The sequence below is a fragment of the Candidatus Viridilinea mediisalina genome (assembly GCF_002532535.1).
GTDB lineage: Bacteria > Chloroflexota > Chloroflexia > Chloroflexales > Chloroflexaceae > Viridilinea > Viridilinea mediisalina.
The window spans coordinates 33,236-52,321 of sequence record NZ_NQWI01000008.1; the positions used below are offsets into that span (position 1 = coordinate 33,236).

Annotated in this window: 15 protein-coding genes; 4 read left to right on the forward strand and 11 right to left on the reverse strand. The window is 59.0% G+C overall.

All coding sequences use genetic code 11. The features are described from left to right. Positions 1-37 precede the first annotated feature (37 nt). Complete coding sequence (locus CJ255_RS03070) at positions 38-1,411, forward strand: sigma-54-dependent transcriptional regulator (RefSeq protein ID WP_097642634.1); 1,374 nt, start codon at positions 38-40, stop codon at positions 1,409-1,411. A 61-nt stretch (positions 1,412-1,472) separates the two neighbouring features. On the opposite strand, the gene CJ255_RS03075 is transcribed toward CJ255_RS03070, so the two are convergent. The 10 genes from CJ255_RS03075 to CJ255_RS03120 all read right to left on the reverse strand — a co-directional run bounded on the left by CJ255_RS03075 (position 1,473) and on the right by CJ255_RS03120 (position 14,727). Further along, positions 1,473-2,654: a S1C family serine protease gene (locus CJ255_RS03075; protein WP_097642635.1), complete on the reverse strand. Its 1,182-nt coding sequence runs from the start codon at positions 2,652-2,654 to the stop codon at positions 1,473-1,475. Positions 2,655-2,881: 227 nt separating this feature from the next. After that, entirely contained in the window at positions 2,882-3,817 is a 936-nt protein-coding gene (locus CJ255_RS03080; RefSeq protein WP_097642636.1) for a TIGR01777 family oxidoreductase, read from the reverse strand. 283 nt (positions 3,818-4,100) lie between these two features. Further along, on the reverse strand, positions 4,101-4,259 hold the full coding sequence (locus CJ255_RS24800; RefSeq protein ID WP_097642637.1) for a hypothetical protein: 159 nt from the start codon (positions 4,257-4,259) through the stop codon (positions 4,101-4,103). Continuing rightward, positions 4,189-6,405, reverse strand: coding sequence for a putative glycosyltransferase family protein (locus CJ255_RS03090; protein WP_097642638.1), 2,217 nt, complete (start codon positions 6,403-6,405; stop codon positions 4,189-4,191). The genes CJ255_RS24800 and CJ255_RS03090 overlap by 71 nt, the downstream gene beginning before the upstream one ends. Continuing rightward, positions 6,405-7,445: a low-specificity L-threonine aldolase gene (gene ltaE / locus CJ255_RS03095; RefSeq protein WP_097642639.1), complete on the reverse strand. Its 1,041-nt coding sequence runs from the start codon at positions 7,443-7,445 to the stop codon at positions 6,405-6,407. The genes CJ255_RS03090 and ltaE overlap by 1 nt, the downstream gene beginning before the upstream one ends. Before the next feature lie 15 nt (positions 7,446-7,460). Beyond that, positions 7,461-9,782 carry an HD domain-containing phosphohydrolase gene (locus CJ255_RS03100; protein WP_165774541.1) on the reverse strand — a complete coding sequence of 774 codons (2,322 nt, stop codon included), beginning with the start codon at positions 9,780-9,782 and terminating at the stop codon, positions 7,461-7,463. Between the two features lie 298 nt (positions 9,783-10,080). Further along, positions 10,081-10,989 carry a TlpA family protein disulfide reductase gene (locus CJ255_RS03105; protein ID WP_245863152.1) on the reverse strand — a complete coding sequence of 303 codons (909 nt, stop codon included), beginning with the start codon at positions 10,987-10,989 and terminating at the stop codon, positions 10,081-10,083. A gap of 306 nt (positions 10,990-11,295) precedes the next feature. Then, positions 11,296-13,836, reverse strand: coding sequence for an FtsX-like permease family protein (locus tag CJ255_RS03110; protein ID WP_097642641.1), 2,541 nt, complete (start codon positions 13,834-13,836; stop codon positions 11,296-11,298). Positions 13,837-13,972: 136 nt separating this feature from the next. Continuing rightward, positions 13,973-14,305 (reverse strand): nucleotidyltransferase domain-containing protein, encoded by a 333-nt coding sequence (locus tag CJ255_RS03115; RefSeq protein ID WP_097642642.1) that lies wholly within the window; start codon positions 14,303-14,305, stop codon positions 13,973-13,975. Continuing rightward, positions 14,302-14,727, reverse strand: coding sequence for a nucleotidyltransferase substrate binding protein (locus CJ255_RS03120; protein WP_097642643.1), 426 nt, complete (start codon positions 14,725-14,727; stop codon positions 14,302-14,304). Before CJ255_RS03120 ends, CJ255_RS03115 begins: the two co-directional genes overlap by 4 nt. 412 nt (positions 14,728-15,139) lie before the next feature. On the opposite strand from CJ255_RS03120, the gene mtnP reads away from it, so the two are divergent. The 3 genes from mtnP to CJ255_RS03135 all read left to right on the forward strand — a co-directional run bounded on the left by mtnP (position 15,140) and on the right by CJ255_RS03135 (position 18,015). Beyond that, a complete protein-coding gene (mtnP, locus tag CJ255_RS03125) occupies positions 15,140-16,006 on the forward strand; it encodes an S-methyl-5'-thioadenosine phosphorylase (RefSeq protein ID WP_097642644.1) in 867 nt (288 codons plus the stop codon). Positions 16,007-16,314: 308 nt separating this feature from the next. Then, entirely contained in the window at positions 16,315-17,070 is a 756-nt protein-coding gene (gene cofE / locus CJ255_RS03130; RefSeq protein ID WP_097642645.1) for a coenzyme F420-0:L-glutamate ligase, read from the forward strand. A gap of 351 nt (positions 17,071-17,421) precedes the next feature. Continuing rightward, positions 17,422-18,015 carry a nitroreductase family protein gene (locus CJ255_RS03135; RefSeq protein WP_245863153.1) on the forward strand — a complete coding sequence of 198 codons (594 nt, stop codon included), beginning with the start codon at positions 17,422-17,424 and terminating at the stop codon, positions 18,013-18,015. A gap of 127 nt (positions 18,016-18,142) precedes the next feature. On the opposite strand, the gene CJ255_RS03140 is transcribed toward CJ255_RS03135, so the two are convergent. Continuing rightward, complete coding sequence (locus tag CJ255_RS03140; RefSeq protein ID WP_097642678.1) at positions 18,143-19,048, reverse strand: AEC family transporter; 906 nt, start codon at positions 19,046-19,048, stop codon at positions 18,143-18,145. Positions 19,049-19,086: the final 38 nt, after the last annotated feature.

Consider the following 19,086-nt stretch of genomic DNA (forward strand, 5'->3'; position numbering starts at 1 on the left):
TACGCCGCCAACACGCAAGAGAAAACAGGAGTACCTCATGACAACGACGTTGGCCGGGGGCGTGGTTTTGATCGCCGATGATGAGGAACCCATCCTCGATCTGTTGCGCGACATCCTGGAGCCTGAAGGGGCCAGCGTGCGTACTGCCCGTTCGGGCCGCGAGGCTTTGGCTGCACTTGAGGCCGAAGAGCCTGATGTGGCAATCTTTGATGTGCGGATGCCCCCGCCCGACGGCTTGACACTTTTGAAAACCTTGCGTGAACGGGGTATTGATCTGCCAGTGTTGATCATTACCGCTCAGGACTCCTCAACCATGACGATTGAGGCTATGCAGCGTGGGGCTTATGACTACCTGGGGAAACCGTTCGATCCCGACGAGATTCTGCATACGGTTCAGCGTGCGCTCGAACACCGCCGTCTGACCCGGCGCGTGCTTGATCTTGAGCGCCAGTTTAGCCAAGATCCACGTGACATCCTGATCGGGCGTAGTGGGCCGATGCAGCATGTCTATAAGCTGATTGGGCGCGTGGCCGGCAGTGATGCCACTGTGCTGATTACTGGCGAGAGTGGTACCGGCAAGGAGTTGGTGGCCCATGTGTTGCACCGCAACTCTGCCCGGCGCGAGGGGCCCTTCATTGCCGTGAACTGTGCGGCCCTACCCGAAACGCTGCTGGAGAGTGAACTCTTTGGCCACGAAAAGGGCGCGTTTACCGGCGCAATGGCCCAACGTAAAGGCCGCTTCGAGCAGGCTGCCAAAGGCTCCATCTTCCTCGACGAGATTGGTGAGGTGAGCCCCACCACCCAGAAGAAGTTGCTGCGCGTGCTGCAAGAGCGCACCTTCGAGCGCGTGGGCGGGAACGCGCTGCTCAAGGCCAATGTGCGCGTCATTGCCGCCACCAACCGCGACCTGATCGAGGGGGCGCGGGCGGGCAACTTCCGCGAAGACCTCTACTACCGCTTAAATGTGGTCAACATCCATATGCCCGCACTGCGCGAGCGCAACGATGATATTCCCCTGCTCATCGATCACTTCTTGCGAAAACACCGCTTCGGTGGCGGCGAAGCGGCCCCCATCTCCGACGCCGCGATGGAGTTGCTCCAAAACCATGCCTGGCCAGGCAATGTACGCCAACTCGAAAACACCATTGAACGTGCAGTTGTCTTAGCTCAAGGCGGCTTAATTGGCCCTGAGCATCTCCTGCTTGATCGTACCCTCACCGTTCACGAACAGATGTTAGATAGCGCCCTGGCCCGTCTGCTCACGGTGGCACCGCTGCCCCAACTGCTTGAAGAGCTACGCGCCCGCCTCCTCACCTTAGCCCTCGAACGCTGCCACGGTGATCGTGCCGCCGCCGCCCGGATGCTGGGCATTAGCGAGGCGCTGTTTACCTCTGTGATGAGTGATGAGTGACGAGTGACGAGCAGGGCGCGTTTTGTCCTATTTCCTATTTCCTCGTTCCTGTACTCTTCATTTACATATTCGGCGCACGTTGCCCAAGGGTAACTTCAAGTACCTGCTCGTTCTCATCGCGGAGAACCGTGATACTAACGGTATCACCGGGGGCGTGACGCAGGAGCAATTGGCGTAGCGAGGTATTGTAATCGAGGCGTGCGCCATTCACAGCCACGATAATATCGCCATCACGGATACCAGCACGTTCAGCGGCACTACCTGGCTCAATCGCCGACTGACCAGTACGACCACTCTGGATGAGTGCCCCATTCTGCACGGGCAAACTCATCTCGGCGGCAAGATTGCCATCAATCGTGACATAGCGCACACCTAAGAAGGGGTAGCGCACTTCGCCATTTTCAATCAACTGATCGGCCACATTGCGGAAGATGCTGCTAGGCACCGCAAAGCCAAGCCCTTCAACCGGGGCTGCGCCAAAACTGAGATCAAAGTCGTTGCGAACCACCAAGGTGTTGATCCCAACCACTTCGCCCTGCAAGTTGATCAGCGGGCCACCACTGTTGCCACTATTGATGGCCGCATCGGTCTGGATCAAACCCTCCATCGGGCCTACCGAGCGGTTGAGCGCACTCACAACCCCAGCCGTGACACTGTTGCGGAAGTTGCCCAAGGGGCTCCCAATCGCCAGTACCGTCTCACCGGGCTGAAGTGTAGCCGCATCGCCCACAACCGCCACCGCAGGCAGCGCACCCTCCACACGGATTACCGCAATATCATTCAGCGGATCGGTACCAATGAGTTCCGCATCGCGGCGAGTATTGTCGGCAAAGACTACCGCAAGATCACGGCTGCCTTCCACCACATGGTTATTGGTAATAATATAGCCCTCATCACTCACAATCACGCCGCTGCCACTGCCGCGCCCCTGAGTGGAACGGTTGATCACCGTTACTACGGCAGGGCCAACCTTTTGCACCGCTGCCACGGCACTCGACACCTCACCTGTTGTCGGCATGGGGGTGGGCAAGGGGGCAGGCGTTGCATCAGGACGCTGCGCGGCACTCGTTCCAGTCGTATGTGCGCTCGTCAACCATGGTTGAGCCGCGTTCAATTGGGCAATCTGCTGGTTGGTGATGTAGTAGGCTGCCGCTCCACCCGAAGCAGCCCCCCCAGCGACGCCAATAAAGATCCCGAGGAGCAGAATAGCGAGTAAAAGTAAAGGATTAGGTTTTCGTTCCATTGTTACAACCACTTCTAGGGGTGAGGGTTCGGGGTACACGATGCTCGCCCCGAAGCCCCGCACCTACATCATACAGAAATGAGAAATGAGAAAATAGGTTTGCGGCATCAGGATGCGCTGAATGCCACCAAGTACATGATGCCACACGAGCCTAAGCAGAATTTTAAGCCTACTTAAGAATTTGATGAGAGTACGCTCACGTGTCCACTAGCTTTTCAGCCAGCTTCTTAGCGCAGCAAATCCTCCAATGCCGGGCGCAACTCATGAAAGCGAAACTGATAGCCCAACGCCTGAGCGCGACGTGGTAAAGCACGCTGCCCCTTCACCACAAGATCGGCCATCTCACCAAGAGTGAGACGCAGACTCAATTCAGGCACGGCCAACCACGAAGGTGAACCGAGAACCTTACCCAGGATGTTGGTAAAATCACGATTCATCTCAGGCGTTGGTGCTGTGCCATTGAGTGGGCCGGTAACCTGTTGGTTCTCCAGGGCAAAGCAGAAGAGCCCCACCTCGTCACTTGGATGAATCCAGGAATAGTACTGCGTACCAGGCATAATCGGCCCGCCAGCGCGCAGGCGGAAGGGCAGCATGATTTGGCCCAGGGCACCACCATCAGGATCGAGGACAATCCCCGTGCGGATCATAGCAACCCGCACTCCAAACTCTTGCGCCCGTGCAGCCTCACGCTCCCAGGCGACACAAACCTCGGCTACAAAATCATTGCCTGCTGGCGTCTCTTCGTCAAGAATCTCATCGTTATAGTAGCCATAAAAGCCAATTGATGAAGCATTGACCAAGACGGTCGGGCGTTGCGTAGCGGCAGCAATCGCGTTCACTAAGCCCCGCGTCCCAAGCACGCGACTAGAGCGAATCTCTTCCTTGTAGGCCGGTGTCCAACGTGGGCCAATCACCCCTTGTGAAATCGGCGCCCCAGCCAAATTGATAATGGCATAGGCACCATCAACTGCCGCCGCCCAAGCCCCCGTCTCGGCTGGTTGCCACGCAACATACTCGGCAGCCCCGGGCAGGCGTGAGCGGGCTGTTGCCGGATTACGCGAGAAGATCACCAACTCATAGCCACGCTCACGCAGCGCGACAAAGAGCTTCCGACCGATCAGACCCGTTGCACCTGTGAGAATGACTCGTTGTGAATTACCCATAATATTCAGCGTACCCCGATCATGAAACAACGTCAAGGTAGGGAGTGCCGACTTTAGTCGGCTTCCCATGTTGCGCCGTAGGGAGTGCCGACTTTAGTCGGCTTCCCATCGCTGGCAAAGACCTCAGCCGACTAAAGTTGGCACTACGATGCCTGCGAATATGTACTATTCAGCATGACAGGCTGCTGGGGTACGTAACAATTTCTGCTTCCCTTAGTCGGCTTCCCATCGCTGGCAAAGACCTCAGCCGACTAACGTCGGCACTACGATGCTCGCCCATGGACTATTCAGCATGACAGGCTGCTGGGATACGTAACAATTTCTGCTTCCCTAAGAGCCCAGTGGCCAACCCGGCAAAGAGCGAGTCGCCGCTACCGATGCAGCTTACGGCCCGCACCAGCGGCGGCGCAGCATGCCATGTCGCCTCTTCCGTCGCCATCATGCAACCTTCGGCCCCCAAGCTGACCGCCGCAAGGCTGATGCCTTACCGGCATAAGCCCAATTCGTTCTAGTCGCACACTGATCGGGCGCAGGTCGCCGTTGCCGTAGAGCTGCTCGCCGCTGGTGGGTGGTTCGATGCTGTGCAGGTGGGTGATGTTGTTGCCACTGGCTAAAGGCACCAACAGGTGGTAGCGCCGTAGTTCGGGCGCTAGGGGCAGTTGGATTGAGGCTTCCGGCAAGGTGAGCTGGAGCGTGCGCGGCCCCCCGGCTGGGAGGGCGCTGAAACTGAGCCGATGAGGGCCTGCTTCGACGCCCATCAGGCCCAGTTCGGCAAGTTCTGGGAGCCAACGGTAGCGCGTAGTGGGGGCTGGTTGCTCCAGTGGGCCCCAACCATGACGCAGTTGCACCACTGGCATTGCTTCGGCTGGGGGAACGGCGTAGACAATCAGCCATGCATCTTCGCTCAGGGGCGCATCAACGCCGAGCCCCGCTTCGACCAGCGCCCGGAAGAGTGCTTCGTCGCTCGGTTGCAGGTTGATCGGCCCCAAGAGTTGCTGCTTATAGCCAACAATATAGCGATAACCAAGGGTGTGCAGCGCGGCGGGCCAGCCCCCCGCTTCGAGTGCAATGTCGCTGGCCAATTGGCCCGCCTGAAGATCGCGCAGTACCGGCATGCCCAATTGGGGCTGCGGATAGGCCCGTGAGTGGTAACCACCACTGATCGGGCGTCCGTGGATGGTCTGGAAACGCATGCGCTCGGCGTCTCGGTAGGTGATCTCCGGGTGGAACGGGTACTCCAGTAGCGCCCCCGGCCCCGGCGGTAGCGTCGCGTAGAAGGCGGGCACTGGCGGTGTGCGCGTTACAATCGGGGCAGGCCAATATTCCAGCAGTATGAGGGCTGCCAACAGCGTGATGAGCAACATAGGCCGACCACGCCAGTGTTGCAGCAGCCAAGCCGCACCATACGCAGCCAACATACCGAGTGCAATCGTCACTAGCACATTGAAACGATCAGGCTGGCGCGTAAGGCTTACAATTGGCAGTTCGGCGATCAACTGGTAGGGCAGAGGAATGCCGCTATCCTGGCCATTGATCCGCAGGCTTGGCCCAAGCGAGAGCAGCAAGAAGCTGCCTGCGGCCAGCCCCCAGGGGCGTGCAGCGGGGCGCTTCCAGAGGGCCAAGAGGGCCAAGAGCAGCAGGCTCAACCCCAGGTAGAAGCGCCGATTGACGCCATAATCCACTCCCCAGGCCCATGGAGCGGCCCCCCAGAGCGGATGCAGGCGTTGAGGCACCACGTAGGCCAACAGATCAGCCGAGAGACGCGCCGGATCATCTGGGGGCAGGATGCTCACATAGTTGGTGCGGGCCGCCTCGAACAGCATGGCTGCAATCAGCGGCCCGCTGGTTAGGCTAAAGACGCCCGCCATCAGCAGTAAGGGGGCCAGCAGCGCGCGCATTTGGGCCAGCCCTTGCCGCCAAAGCTGCCACAGCACGATCAGGGCACTAAAGATCAACAGAAAGAGCGTGTAGTACCAATCGCCCCAGGCTGTAAGGCTCAAGAACACCCCCGCCCAGAGGACATGGCGGCGCCAAGCTTCAGCCGAACGCTCCAAGCTCAACAGTAGAAAATGGAGATACCAGGGTAACCACTGGTGGCTAAAGATCTGCAATTGCCCATCGCTCACCAGTGCGGCGATATGAAAGGGGCTGGCCACATAGACAATCCCGGCCAGCAGGGCGGGCGCCGGGCCACAGTAGCGGCGTGCCAGCAGCCACATGCCCAAGCCACCCAGCGCGAACGAAGCGAGCGCAATGGCATTAAAGCCTGCAATTGGCCCCCAAAGGGCCGTAATCGGCGCAACCGCCAGCGTATTGCCCGGCGACAGTGTATGAAAGAGCAAATTGGGCCCATCGGGATGGAAGAGCAAATCAGTGGCCCAGAGGTTGGTTGGACGACGCAACGCCTCAACCGTCCACCAGAGATTCCAGATATTCTGGTAGGCGTCCTCCAGCCCATCCTTGTGCGCCCCACCCGGCAGATCGCTGCTAAAACGCAGCACCAGCGGCCATGTGAGGGCGATGCCCAACATCAAATAGCCAAGCAATACAAGCAGCCAAGCGGGAAGACGGATGAAGCTAGACACCATCACTCAGCCAGCACCTTTTGCACCACCTCCAGCGTATGTTCAATCGCGGGACGCTCAATGCCGTAGTGGGTAACGGCACGGATGAATGTCCCACTCATGCTGCCCATGAGGACGCCGTGGGTACGCAGGTTGGCTACAAAGGTGCTAACAGGCAGCGCCTTGTTGCTCAGTTCAAAGCGCACAATGTTGGTCTGCACCCGACTCAGATCAAGCTGCACACCCGGCAACTCAGCCAAACCACTAGCGAGCAAGCGGGCATTGGCGTGATCCTCGGCGAGCCGTTCAATCATGCTGGTGAGCGCGACCATTCCAGCGGCAGCGATGATGCCCGCTTGGCGCATGCCACCGCCGAGCAGTTTGCGCACCCGCCGCGCCCGTGCGATAAAGGGCGCTGGCCCCGCCAACAAGGAGCCAATCGGGGCTGCCAGGCCCTTCGAGAGGCAGAATTGCACCGTGTCTACATGTTGGGTCAACGTCTGCACCGGCAAGTTCAAAGCGATGGCAGCATTGAAGATGCGCGCGCCATCAAGGTGCAGCGGCACTCCCGCCGCCCGCGCCAGCGCATGGGCCTCCGCGAGATAGGCAGGCGTCAGTGCCGTTCCCCCACAGCGGTTGTGGGTATTTTCCAGACACAAGACACCCGCTTCACTAGTGTGAACATCGTGAACTGGTTGGAGCGCCTGGCGCACCAATTCTAGTGGCAAACTCCCATCCGGCTCAGTGGGCAAGGTCTGGTAGATCAGGCCACCCAGGGCCGAAGCGCCGCCCGCCTCATAGTAGTAAATATGGCACTCATCGCCACAGATGACGCGCTGACCGCGCCCGGCATGGCTCAAGAGGGCACTAAGATTGCCCATCGTACCACTAGGCACCAACAGCGCCGCCTCTTTGCCCACCAAATCAGCGGCAAACGCCTCCAACTGATTGACCGTTGGGTCTTCACCATAGACATCATCACCCAACGCAGCATGGCTCATAGCCTCGCGCATCGCGGGGCTGGGTAGGGTTACCGTATCGCTACGGAGATCGATCAATGTCATACGAGCTCCTTCAGCCTACTCAAGCTCAAGCTCAAGGAAGGCTGCGACAACCTGAGGATCGAAGTGGCGGCCCGCCTCCTGACGCAGGTATTCACGCACCCGCTCAACATCCCAGGCAGCCCGGTAGGGCCGGTCGGAGCGTAGGGCGTCCCAGACATCAACGACGGCAAAGATGCGTGCCGGTAGCGGAATGGATTCGCCAGCCAAGCCATGAGGGTAGCCACTGCCGTCCCATTTCTCGTGGTGGTAGTAGGGAATATCGAGGGCCGGATGCAAATGGGCAATCGGGGCCAAAAGTTGGTAGCCATAGGTGGGATGGCGGCGCATCACCGCCCACTCCTCATCGGTCAGCGGGCCTGGTTTGAGCAGAATTGAATCAGGAATCCCCATCTTGCCAATGTCGTGCAGCAGGGCACCACGCCGCACATGCACAATTTCAGCTTCACTGAGGCCCATCGCCCGGGCGAGGCGCACCGTCAACTCCGTCACCCGCCGCGAGTGGCCTTCGGTCTCTTTGTCGCGCAGATCGAGCGCCCGCGACCAGCCTTCCAGCGTGGTGTCGTAGGCCATCACCAGGTCGCTATGGCTACGCTGGAGCCGCCCAAAGAGTTCGGCGTTATCAATAGCCACGGCGGCACGTCCGGCTAACGTATCGAGATAGTCGAGCCATTCCGGTTCAGGGTTGAGCGAGCGGCGCTGTAAGACCTCAAGCACGCCCATAATCTGCCCTTGGGCAATCAGTGGCGTAGCGATATAGGCGCGAAAACCGGCTGCGGCCAAAAGGCGATGGCGCTCGTCCAGTTCGGCTTGGAGTGACAAATCTTTCACCCAAATGCGCCGCCGTTCGCGCACCGCCATGCCTGCCAGGCTCACATCAAGGCGCACACTGATGCTGCGCGGATAGGCATCCTGCAAGCCCTGGCCCGCCGTATAATCCAGAGTATGCTCCGCACTGTTGAGTAGCAAGACCGTAGCCGCATCCACGCCCAACTGGCGCTGCGCTTGATCTACCAACACCCGCAGACTCAAGCGCTTATCCAAACTTGATGTAATCGCCTGGTCAATCGTCTGCAGACTCATGAGACGCTGGAGACGGCGTTCGGTCTGCTCAAAGAGGGTGCTGCGCTGGATCGCATTCGCGGCCATATCGGCGATCCCGTTCAGCAGGCTGAGGTCGCCATCGTGGAAGACATGAGGGGCCACGACCCAAAGTACCCCCAAGGTGGCCTCATGAACCCGCAGCGGCACACAGGCGGCCTGATGCCCCTCCAGCGAAGTGTTGGTCGCTAAAGAGGGTGGCGGCGAGCCACAGTAGGGCACCCCACTGGCAAGCACCTGCAACGTAGGGTCGTTAGCTCCCATGGGGTAGCGTCCGGTAAACTGGGCCCACACCCCAGCCCCCAGTTCAAAGATGGGCTGGCCGGTCGTCTCTTCGCGCAAGGTAAGGAGCGCCCCAACGGCACGCAGCAGCAGTAGGCTCTGGCGCAGCAGCGTCGGCAACATTTCAGCACGCGTGCGCGCTGTACGCAGCGCCGAAGCCATCACCAAGAGCGACTCGCGCTCCCGTTCGCGCTCAAAGCGCACCGAGACATCCTGCTTCACCGCAACAAGGTGGGTCACCACGCCATCAATCAACACCGGGGTTACCGTCTGCTCTTCATGGTAGAAGCTGCCATTTTTGCGCCGGTTAATCAACTGGCCCGACCATCTTTGTCCGCCAAGGACGGTCTTCCAGAGATCTTCATACACCCGCTCTTCGTTGCGTCCTGAACGCAAGAGCCGTGAACTCACGCCAACCGTCTCTTCAGAGCTATAGCCAGTGAGCTGAGTAAAAGCCGGATTAATCCAACGGATGATTCCATCAATACTCGTAATCATCACCGCATTGGGCGAGGTTTCCAGGGCCGTACTGAGCAACTTAAGCTGCACCTCTGCATTGGCATAGGCGCTAATATCGCGCCCACTGCCCTCAATCACCAAGTCTTCACCATCATCACTGGCAATAATGCGGTGTTGCTGCTCGATCCAGACAATATGGCCGTCACGGTGGATATAGCGCAAGCGCATCCAGCATGAGCCAGAGTTGACATTCCAGAGCGCCAGCAGCAACGGGCGATCATCAGGATGGATCAATTCCTCAAAAAGATCTGGGTTTTGATAAAATTCCTCAGGTTCATAGCCAATAATAGCAGTACAATTTGAGCTTACATATTCAAACGCAGGATCCGGGTTAACCCGATAGCGAAAAATGACATCGCGTGTCTGTTCGGCCAAAATGCGGGCTTGTTCTGCTACACTCAGGCGGCCACTCGCCAAAGGTGCCTCGGATTCGTCCATTGACAAGCGTTCCTGGTCCTCGCGGGTGCGTGACATGGCTATCCATCGCGGTCTGCTATGTGAAGCTAGTGAAAAAAAATAGCGGTGCCTAGCCGAGGTAGCCTAACGGCAACGTTTGGCACAAATAGGGTTAATATTCAGTATAGCATAGGAGCGCGAACCATTTTTTTAGTAAAGGACTACCAATTGCCTACTCAGAAGCTGCCTGAAAAGCCCGGGGGGCATACGCTGGAGTGCCGGCTTTAGCCGGCTGAAGCCGGCACTCCAACGCCAAACCATAGACTTTTGAGACAGCCTCTCATGGCGCAGGCAACACCACCGGCTGACCGGCGGCCAACTGGGCCAAGGCTGGCTCCATTTCGGCAAAGGTGATCCCGCCCTCAAAGCGGGCCTGAATGATTCCTTGGGCATCGATCAAGAAGGTCCACGGCTCGGTTCGCAAGTTCCATTCGGCCATTTCAGGCACATGGCGTTGGGCCTCGAACGATTCGGCAAAGGGATAGGGGAAGACCTCAATGTGCAAAAAGTTCACCTCGGCGCCATACTGCGCTTTGAGTTCTTTGAGTACCATCTGGTTGGGCGCACACACAGCAGTGACACAGTAGCCCGGCGTGGCAAAGGTCAAGACAAAGGGCTGCTCGGCTTCCAGCGCCTCCGCAACGGTCAATTGGTAGAAATCGGGATCAGGCAGGATGTCGGAGGTCAATTGGGCCAGATCAGGCACATCACGTATGGTCAAGTTTTGACTAGGAAACGCCGACGCCCCCACTGGCGGCACCAACGGCTCGGCCAGCACATCAAGGCGCAAGCGGCTCGATCCGAGCGTCCCCTCGCCCTGGTTTACCACCAACTCTAGCCCCCAGCCCCCCGGCTGATCAAAGTCGGCATAGCCCACATAGAGCCCAAAGGGCAAACCCTGCCCCCGATAGATTGCCCGCGATTCGCTATAGACCTCGCTGGGGTCTGCGCCATCAAGGTAGTAGAAGCGCATGCCCAATTCAAGTTCAGGGTCATTGATTGGCCCGCCCCCTTGCAACACGCCCAAGGCGATGCGGTTGGGGCCTAACGCCAACTCCGAAACGGCCAGCACCGGCATCAAGACTGGGGCATCTGCTGGTTGCGCCCCATTGGAAGGCGGTGCCGTTGCGGCCTCTTGGCACGCCGTGAGCCCCAACATGAGTATGAGTATAAAGAAAATACGGATCAACGTGGTTGCTTTCTATCAGAGACTTTCAGGTATAGAGTTTTTGCAGAGATACAGAGTTGTTCACCACAGAGACACAGAGAACACAGAGCGGGGTATGGCACGGCTATCACCAGCGTTGGCACTCTCTACTGTTCCAAACTCTGTGCCCAGAGATACAGAGTTGTTCACCACAGAGACACAGAGAACACAGAGCGAGGTATGGTACGGCTATCACCAGCGTTGGCACTCCCTACTGTTCCAAACTCTGTGCCCTCGGTGCCTCTGTGGTGTAATCCTCGGTATCTCTTCATTTCCTACTCCCTCGCTTTACTCCTCTCGCAAAGCCGCCGCCGGGCTGGTGCGGCTCATCTGGTAGGCCGGGTAGAGTCCCGCTAAGAAGGCGGCAATCAGCGCGACCAGTAAGGCTTGTAAAAAGATCCGTGGCTCCAACGCGAGGTCGAGTGTCCAGCCAAAGGAGCGCCGGTTGATCACATAGACCAGCACAAGCGCCATGGCCAGGCCCAAGGGGATCGCCAAGAGGCCCGCTACCGCGCCGATCAGGCCGGTTTGACCCAAGATCAGCCCCCACACTTGCCTTGGGGTGAGCCCATTGGCCCGTAGCATCGCTAATTCACGCCCCCGCTCAAGCTGTAAGGCCATGAGCGCACTCAGAATCCCAATGAATGCCACAATCGTAGCCAAAAGTTGCAATACCGCTGTAATGGCAAAGGTGCGATCAAAGACGGCCAAGCTGCTTTCACGCAAGGCTCGGTTGGAACTGACCAACACCCCCGTCCCACTGGTAGCCGCTCGCAACCGCGCCAGCAATGCCTCAGAGTCGCTCCCAGGCGTTGCATAGAGCGCCAACGACGAAATTTCTGGATCGTCCCAAGCGGCACGATAGGTATTATAACGCAAACGTATAATGCCACGATCAGAGCTGTAGTCGTAATAGACCCCCGCAATCGGAAAGTCCTGCAAGCCGCGGTCGGTACGTAAGCGCAAACTATCGCCTACCCCGAGTCCACTGCGTAGCGCGAAGGGCTCAGAGATCAAGAGCGCCCCGGCATCCCAGGCAGCCCAGGTTGCATCATCGCCCCCCGCCACAAAGCGCAACGTTGTGCGCCCACGCTCGGCCCCCGCATCCACCGCCATCAGAATGGTCGGCCCCACCAGCGTATTGACCTGCGTACTGCGTAGGCGCACCACCGCAGCCACCCCCTCAAGCTCGGCTAGTTGCGCGGGCAACGCTGGATCAAGCACGCCGTCAATCCGATTGGCTGTGTTAGAAGGGGGCGAGATGTAGACATCAGCCATCAGGCTATGCTCCAACCAGACCACGACGGTCTGGCGGAAGCTGTGAACCATGATGCCCACGCCGATGGTGACACTGACCGCCACCATGAGTGCGGCAATGGCCACCGCAGTACGCGAGAGGTTGGCTTCAACCGCACGGGCTGCCATGCGCCCCAAGAGGCCAAAGACGGCCCCAAGCAGCGGACGGGCTATGCGCATCAGGCCAACGGTGAACAGCGGGGCCAGCAGGGCTGCGCCAATCACGATGGCGAAGAGGGCGGTGAAGGCCACAAAGAGCGAACCAACCCCCACTTCAGCAGGGAGGCCGAGCAGGCCCAGGCCCAAGAGCAGCAGCAGCAGCCCTACGCCCGCCAGCCGCGGCACCAAATGGCGCGCCCGATCCTCAACGCTCGAACGACGCAACACCGTGCGCGGCGGGGTCAACAGCGCCTCCAAAGTCGGCACTGCCGCCGCCACGAGCGTCGCCACTACCCCTAACACAAAGCCCCGTAGCAACACCAGCGGATCGAGCGCCAGGCTACGCACCGTCACCACAAAGTAGAGATCGTTGATCGTCTGGGTTACCAAGCCAACCAAGCCCCGCCCTAAGATCACCCCCAGGGCAAGGCCCAGCAGTGAGCCCACCAGACTGATCAGGGCCGCCTCGGTCAGCACCAGTGCCGCAAGCTGGCCCCGTGTCACCCCCAGGCAACGCAGCGTGCCAAAGAGCATGCGGCGCTGCACCACACTAAACGTAACCGTATTGTAGATCAGGAACATACCCACAATCAGCGCCAAGAAACTCAACGCAGTCAGATTTAATTCAAAAGCGCGGGTCATCTGTTCAAGCGCGTTCGAGCGGGTTGCAGCGGGCAACAGCTCAGCCCCTGGCGGCAGCAGAGCGAGCAATTGAGGCGGAGGATCGCTGGTGGCGGGCAAGATCAGATCAATGCGACTCAAGCGTCCCACCATGCCCAAGAGCTCTTGAGCGGTCGCAATATCGCTGATCAGCAGCCCCTCTAGGGCTTCGCGCCCAACCTGATCGTTGGGTTGCAGTAAACCCACCAGGCGCACATCAACCTCGTGGGTACCGATCTGCAATGTCAGCGCATCACCAAGCTCAAGGCCAGCGCGGCGGGCGGTGGTTTCGGCAAGCAACACCGTTGCCGGTTCAGCCATCAGGGCCGCCAGATCAAGCTCGCCCCCGCGCTCACCCATATAGGCGCGAAACGGCGGCTCGGCCAACGGGTCTACCCCCAACAACTGGAGCGTCTGGTTCTCCAGGGCAGGCACCTGCACATAGCCCTCAACCACGGGCGCACTGCTCCGCAAGCCCACCTCAACCCGCAACTGGCGATAGAGCTCTTCCGACAAGCCCGTTGGCCCGCCCAACACCTGATGGGTAGCGCGGCCCACAACACTCTCGGCACTAAGCTGAAAGGCGCGGCGGGCACTCGCATTGGCCAGATCAATCGCCACCACCATAGCGACACCCAGCGCCACCCCCAGCACACATAGCCCCAATTGCCAAGGATGGCGCAGCATAAAGCGCCACGTAGTACGAAAGAGCATGGACAATCGTCTCACTTATACCAATTACCCTTGAGCATGCCGCATGATCAAGAACGCGAAAGCCCATTGGAACGCCATGTTCGGCAATCTGCAATCTGGAATCTACAATCGTACATGGTATTAGTTCAGCACTGACTCAAGATTTGCCCTGAATTGGCTGCGCTGCTCGCTGGTAGAACAGAACCCCCACCCGCTGAATCTGTGCGCTCAGATCGGGATCGTTGATGGCATTGAAGATGGACAGGTCAATGGTGTAGGGCAAGAGCAATTCGTCGAGATCATCCAGAATTTTGTAAAGCACATTCAGACTCAAATCCGCACCGCCACACAGGGTCAGGTCAATGTCGGAGCCATGTTTGGCATTGCCTGTGGCGCGCGAACCATAAAGGATCGCCCGTTCCACCTGCGCGTAGCGGCGCAAAACGGTGCAGATCTGCTGGACAGTGCTCTCTGGAAGACCGTACCTCACGTCTGCTCCTCCCGTCTCAGTTCATCCAGTTTGCTGCGGAGCGCCTCGAATGTTGCGTAGTAGGTGGTGCGAATGGCGGAGACAATGCGGGTGGCTGTGGCTTCATCGTAGGTATGCGAGGTCAGATTGCGGCTCTGGATCATGTCCATCCATGCCTGACCATTCTCGATCAAACCAGTTTTGAAGGCTGCGCGGGTTGTGTCTTTTGAACCGTACAGATGTTGCACACCGCGACTCTCCAAAAAATCCTTGAGCGTTTTCCACGCCAGTTCATGGGTGAATTCGAAAGCCTGGATCAGCCCCTGTTCTTCGAGTTTAGAGAGTGGACGCTGCTGCGCCAGCGTCACGGCCTCGCTCAATTGTGCAAGGGCTTTGAGAAAGCTCTTGAAACGCCGGTGCCAGCGCATGTCTTGTGTACTCATGGGGCGTCTCCCACAAGGTGTTGCTAGGCTTCGTGAATCTCAACCGATTTTGTCGTCATAGCTTCTGCCAAGGATATACGCACATGGTAGCTCAGGATCGTGGTGCTGTAAAGCCGGGGGTGTGACGTAATGTTTTGTTAGAGGCTGTCTGAAAAGTCTATACGTTAACTCTCCGGCGGGAGTTTGGGGGAGGCTTCGCCTTCCTCAAAAAACTCTTTTTGTTCCGTGTTGGCGGCTTCGCCGCCAACACGGAACAAAAAATGGGGTTTGGGGCGTAGCCCCAAAGCGGGTTTTTAGGGCGGTAGCCCTAAACGTCATGCGTATGGGCGTAGCCATCCATGTGGGCGCCATCCTCAACCCAAAGATCGGCTATACTCGTAGCTAGGCAACCAGATGACTGAAGGAGTAAGCAATGCCTGAGGCAACCATCGGTGTGATTGGCGGTAGTGGACTCTATGCGATGGAAGGGCTGAGTGAGGTCGAAGAGGTGACGCTGACGACGCCCTTTGGCGATCCCAGCGACAGCTTGGTTATTGGAACATTGAGCGGGCAACGGGTCGCTTTTCTGCCCCGGCATGGGCGCGGCCATCGCTTTAATCCCTCCGAGGTGCCCGTACGGGCCAATATTCACGCCTTCAAACAGCTTGGCGTACAGTATCTCATCGCGGTCAATGCCGTCGGTTCGTTGCGCGAAGACTATGCCCCTGGTCAGGTGGTGATCCCCGACCAACTCTTTGATCGCACCAAGGGTGTGCGCCCTGCTACCTTCTTTGAAGCCGGAGTTGTCGCCCACGTCGGCTTTGATCACCCCTTCTGCCCCCTGCTCAGTCAGCGCCTGTTTCAGGCTTCCGAGCAGGCCGGGGCCACTGTCCACCAAGGTGGTACCCTCGTTGTGATGGAGGGGCCAGCCTTCTCCACCAAGGCCGAGAGCGAAGAGAACCGCCGCCGGGGCCATAGCCTGATTGGCATGACCTCGCTGCCCGAAGCTAAATTGGCCCGCGAAGCCGAGATCGCCTACGGCAGCCTCGCTATGGTCACCGACTATGATGTCTGGCACCCCGACCATGATGCCGTGACCATCGAGACGGTGGTGGCGGTGCTGATGGCAAATGCGACGCTCGCGCAGCGCATTGTGGCCAAAGCCGTTGAACTGATCGGCAGTGGCTTTGCAAGCCCCGCCCATAGCGCCATGGCCACCGCTATTATCACCGACCGCAGCCGCATTCCTGCCGCAACCCGCGAGCGCCTCCAGGTCATTGCGGGTAAGTATTTGGGCTGAGGGATGGTTCGTGGCGACTTTACCGGAGGCGAGGACGCGAGGAGGCGAAGGCGCGAGGGCGCGAGGACGCGAAGGCGCGAGGACGCGAGAACGCGAAGGCGCGAGGACGCGAAGGCGCGAGGACGCGAAGGCACGAGGACGCGAGGACGCGAGGACGCGAGGACGCGAGGACGCGAGGACGCGAGGACGCGAGGACGCGAAGCCCTCGCCTCTTCGCGTCCTCGCCTCACGCATCCGGTAATCTGTATGAAGCCAAGCCCCCTGGCTCCCTTCTGTCTGCAATCTACAATCTGAAATCTACAATCTGCATGTCCACCATCCAGATCATCCCCATCCACGGCATTGACGAGGTGCAGCCAGGTGCTGATCTGGCTGCGTTATTGTTGCACGCCCTTGCCAGCAACACGCAACAGCTTGAAGACGGCGATGTCCTGGTGGTAACCCAGAAGATTGTCTCCAAGGCTGAAGGCCGCCTCGTTGATCCCACCACCGTCGAACCATCGCCCTTTGCCCACCAGTTGGCCGCCCAAGGGCGCAAGGACGCCCACTACTATGAGGTAATCCTGCGCGAGAGCCGCCGGATTGTGAAGATGGCTCAGGGGGTACTCATTACCGAAACCCACCACGGCCTCGTCTGTGCCAATAGTGGTGTGGATGAGTCCAATGTGGACGGCGGACGCATGCTCTGTCTGCTACCCAAAGACCCTGATGCGAGTGCGGCTCGGTTGGCCGCCGCATTACAGCAGCAGAGCGGCGCCAGCGTTGCGCTGATCATCTCCGACACCTTTGGCCGCCCTTGGCGCAATGGTCAGGTCAATGTGGCAATTGGATGCAGCGGCCTCGCACCGCTCAACGACTACACCGGCCAGCCCGACAGTCATGGCTACACCATGCAAGCCAGCATCCTCGCCGTCGCCGATGAACTGGCCAGCGCCGCCGAGTTGGTCATGGGCAAAGTGGATCGCGTCCCTGCGGCGATTGTACGCGGCTATCGCTTTACGCCGAGTAGCACCGCAACCAGCCAACTCCTGCTGCGCGACCCGCGTATGGATCTATTTCGTTGAATGGTTTCCTATTGGCTATCGCCTATTACTACGTAAGTTTGGGGCGGTAGCCTGAAAACCCGCTCTTGGGGCTACGCCCCAAATCCCATTTTTTGTTCCGTTGTGGCGGCTTCGCCGCCACAACGGAACAAAAAGAGTTGTTAGCGCGAAAAAGCCGTGGGTTGGCAGGCGACCTCGCGGTGGCTTCGACAGGCTCAGCCACCGCGCCGCTGGCTCGGTGGTTGAGCCTGCCGAAACCAGCCTGTCGAAGCCAAGCGGCGCGGCCCAGAGCTTTTTCGCGCTAACAAAGAGTTTTCTTGGGGGAGGCAAAGCCTCCCCCAAACCCTCGCCGAGAGGCTTCACATGCATTTCATGGAGATCATCCGTGGGCGGCGCAGTGTGCGCGCCTTTCGCCCCGAACCCCTGAGCAGCGCCCAGCTTGAGTTGCTGCTCGAAGCGGCAGCTTGGGCGCCCTCGCCCCACGGACGCCAGCCCTGGCGCTTTGTGGTGCTGACCACCCCGGCGCCCAAAGCCCGCCTTGCAGCCGCAATGGGCGCAACTTGGCAGCGCCAATTGGCCCTCGATGGTCAAGACGAAGCGACAATTACACGGCGCTTCACCAGATCGCACGAGCGCATCACCAGTGCCCCCGTAGTGATTGTGCCCTGCCTCTACCTCGCAGAGCTTGATCACTATCCCGATGCCGAGCGTCAAGCCGCCGAAACCACAATGGCCATTCAGAGCCTTGGCTGTGCGATCCAAAACATGCTGCTCTGCGCCTATGCCCAAGGCTTTGATAGTGGCTGGATGTGCGCCCCTCTCTTCTGCCAAGCGACAGTGCGGAGCGCCCTAGCCCTAGACGCCAGCCTACAGCCTCACGCCTTGATCACCGTTGGCTATGCCGCCCACGATCCGCAGCGCCGCCCGCGCAAACCCCTTGCGGAGTTGGTCATTCACTGTGAGTAATACCATCGTTGAGGATGCGTGAGGCGAAGAGGCGAGGGCTTCGCGTCCTCGCCTCCTCGCCTCCTCGCCTCCTCGCCTCCTCGCCTCCTCGCCTCCTCGCCTCCTCGCCTCCTCGCAAACGGCACACTCAAAGCAGCAACAAAACCACCGCCAATGTCGTAATACTTAAGGCATTAGAAAAGAGTACCGTTGCGGTAATAAACTCAGGTAAGAGCCGATTTTCCATAGCGATAATCGAAACGAGTACCGCTGTAGGCATACTTGCTTGCAAGATACCCACGTTACGCTCAAGCTCGGGGAGCGCAAACCAGCCCACGGTAGCAAAGGCAATCAACGGCCCGCCAAGCATACGTACCGCACTGGAGATCAGCAGATCGGAACTGAGCTTTGGTATGCCCGCAGCAGCCAGTTGTGTTCCCAGCACCAACAGCATCACCGGAATCAAGGCGCCTGAAAGGAGATCAAGGGGGCGCGCCACCACGGTGGGTACATCCCATTCCGCCCAGTTGACCAGGATCGCCGGGGGGAGCGCAAGGAGCGCCGGGGTGCGAAAGACTTGCCAAACGATGCTGAGGCTAAAGCCCCGGCTAAAATTGGCCGCAGTGACGCAGACCACAAAGGCGAGGACAAGATTAGCCAAGAAGAAGACCGTTGCCACCCCCAACGCCTCTGGCCCCTCAGCAAATTGGGTGATGGGCAAACCAAAATTGCCCACATTGCCAAAGGCCGCAATCATCACATAGGCCGCTGTCATCTGGGGCGAACGGCGCAACAATCGTGCCACCACGAAGGCCAACACAATCGTACCCACATACACCAGGGTGATGAAGCCAATCATACGACCAGCCAAGGCCGCCTCGATGCGCGTCTGGCTCAACACATTGAAGACAAAGACCGGGGTAAGCACAAAGTAGGCCAAGCGGGAGAGCGTGCGAACCTCAAGCTGAAGCCGCGGTCCGACCACATAGCCAACTGAGACTAAGGCGAACACGGGCACGAGTACGTTCAAAAAGATCGAAAGCAACTGCGTCATAGCGAAGGGGGTCTCCCGTCTGTAGCCTTTGTACATCT

What these genes read in the sequence shown, in the direction of transcription:
- cofE (WP_097642645.1), top strand. Translation starts at nt 16,315, where the DNA reads ATGTCCACCATCCAGATCATCCCCATCCACGGCATTGACGAGGTGCAG.
- CJ255_RS24800 (WP_097642637.1), bottom strand. Translation starts at nt 4,259, where the DNA reads ATGATGGCGACGGAAGAGGCGACATGGCATGCTGCGCCGCCGCTGGTG.
- CJ255_RS03110 (WP_097642641.1), bottom strand. Translation starts at nt 13,836, where the DNA reads ATGCTCTTTCGTACTACGTGGCGCTTTATGCTGCGCCATCCTTGGCAA.
- CJ255_RS03080 (WP_097642636.1), bottom strand. Translation starts at nt 3,817, where the DNA reads ATGGGTAATTCACAACGAGTCATTCTCACAGGTGCAACGGGTCTGATC.
- CJ255_RS03100 (WP_165774541.1), bottom strand. Translation starts at nt 9,782, where the DNA reads ATGGACGAATCCGAGGCACCTTTGGCGAGTGGCCGCCTGAGTGTAGCA.
- CJ255_RS03090 (WP_097642638.1), bottom strand. Translation starts at nt 6,405, where the DNA reads ATGGTGTCTAGCTTCATCCGTCTTCCCGCTTGGCTGCTTGTATTGCTT.
- CJ255_RS03075 (WP_097642635.1), bottom strand. Translation starts at nt 2,654, where the DNA reads ATGGAACGAAAACCTAATCCTTTACTTTTACTCGCTATTCTGCTCCTC.
- CJ255_RS03070 (WP_097642634.1), top strand. Translation starts at nt 38, where the DNA reads ATGACAACGACGTTGGCCGGGGGCGTGGTTTTGATCGCCGATGATGAG.
- ltaE (WP_097642639.1), bottom strand. Translation starts at nt 7,445, where the DNA reads ATGACATTGATCGATCTCCGTAGCGATACGGTAACCCTACCCAGCCCC.
- CJ255_RS03135 (WP_245863153.1), top strand. Translation starts at nt 17,422, where the DNA reads ATGGAGATCATCCGTGGGCGGCGCAGTGTGCGCGCCTTTCGCCCCGAA.
- CJ255_RS03140 (WP_097642678.1), bottom strand. Translation starts at nt 19,048, where the DNA reads ATGACGCAGTTGCTTTCGATCTTTTTGAACGTACTCGTGCCCGTGTTC.
- mtnP (WP_097642644.1), top strand. Translation starts at nt 15,140, where the DNA reads ATGCCTGAGGCAACCATCGGTGTGATTGGCGGTAGTGGACTCTATGCG.
- CJ255_RS03120 (WP_097642643.1), bottom strand. Translation starts at nt 14,727, where the DNA reads ATGAGTACACAAGACATGCGCTGGCACCGGCGTTTCAAGAGCTTTCTC.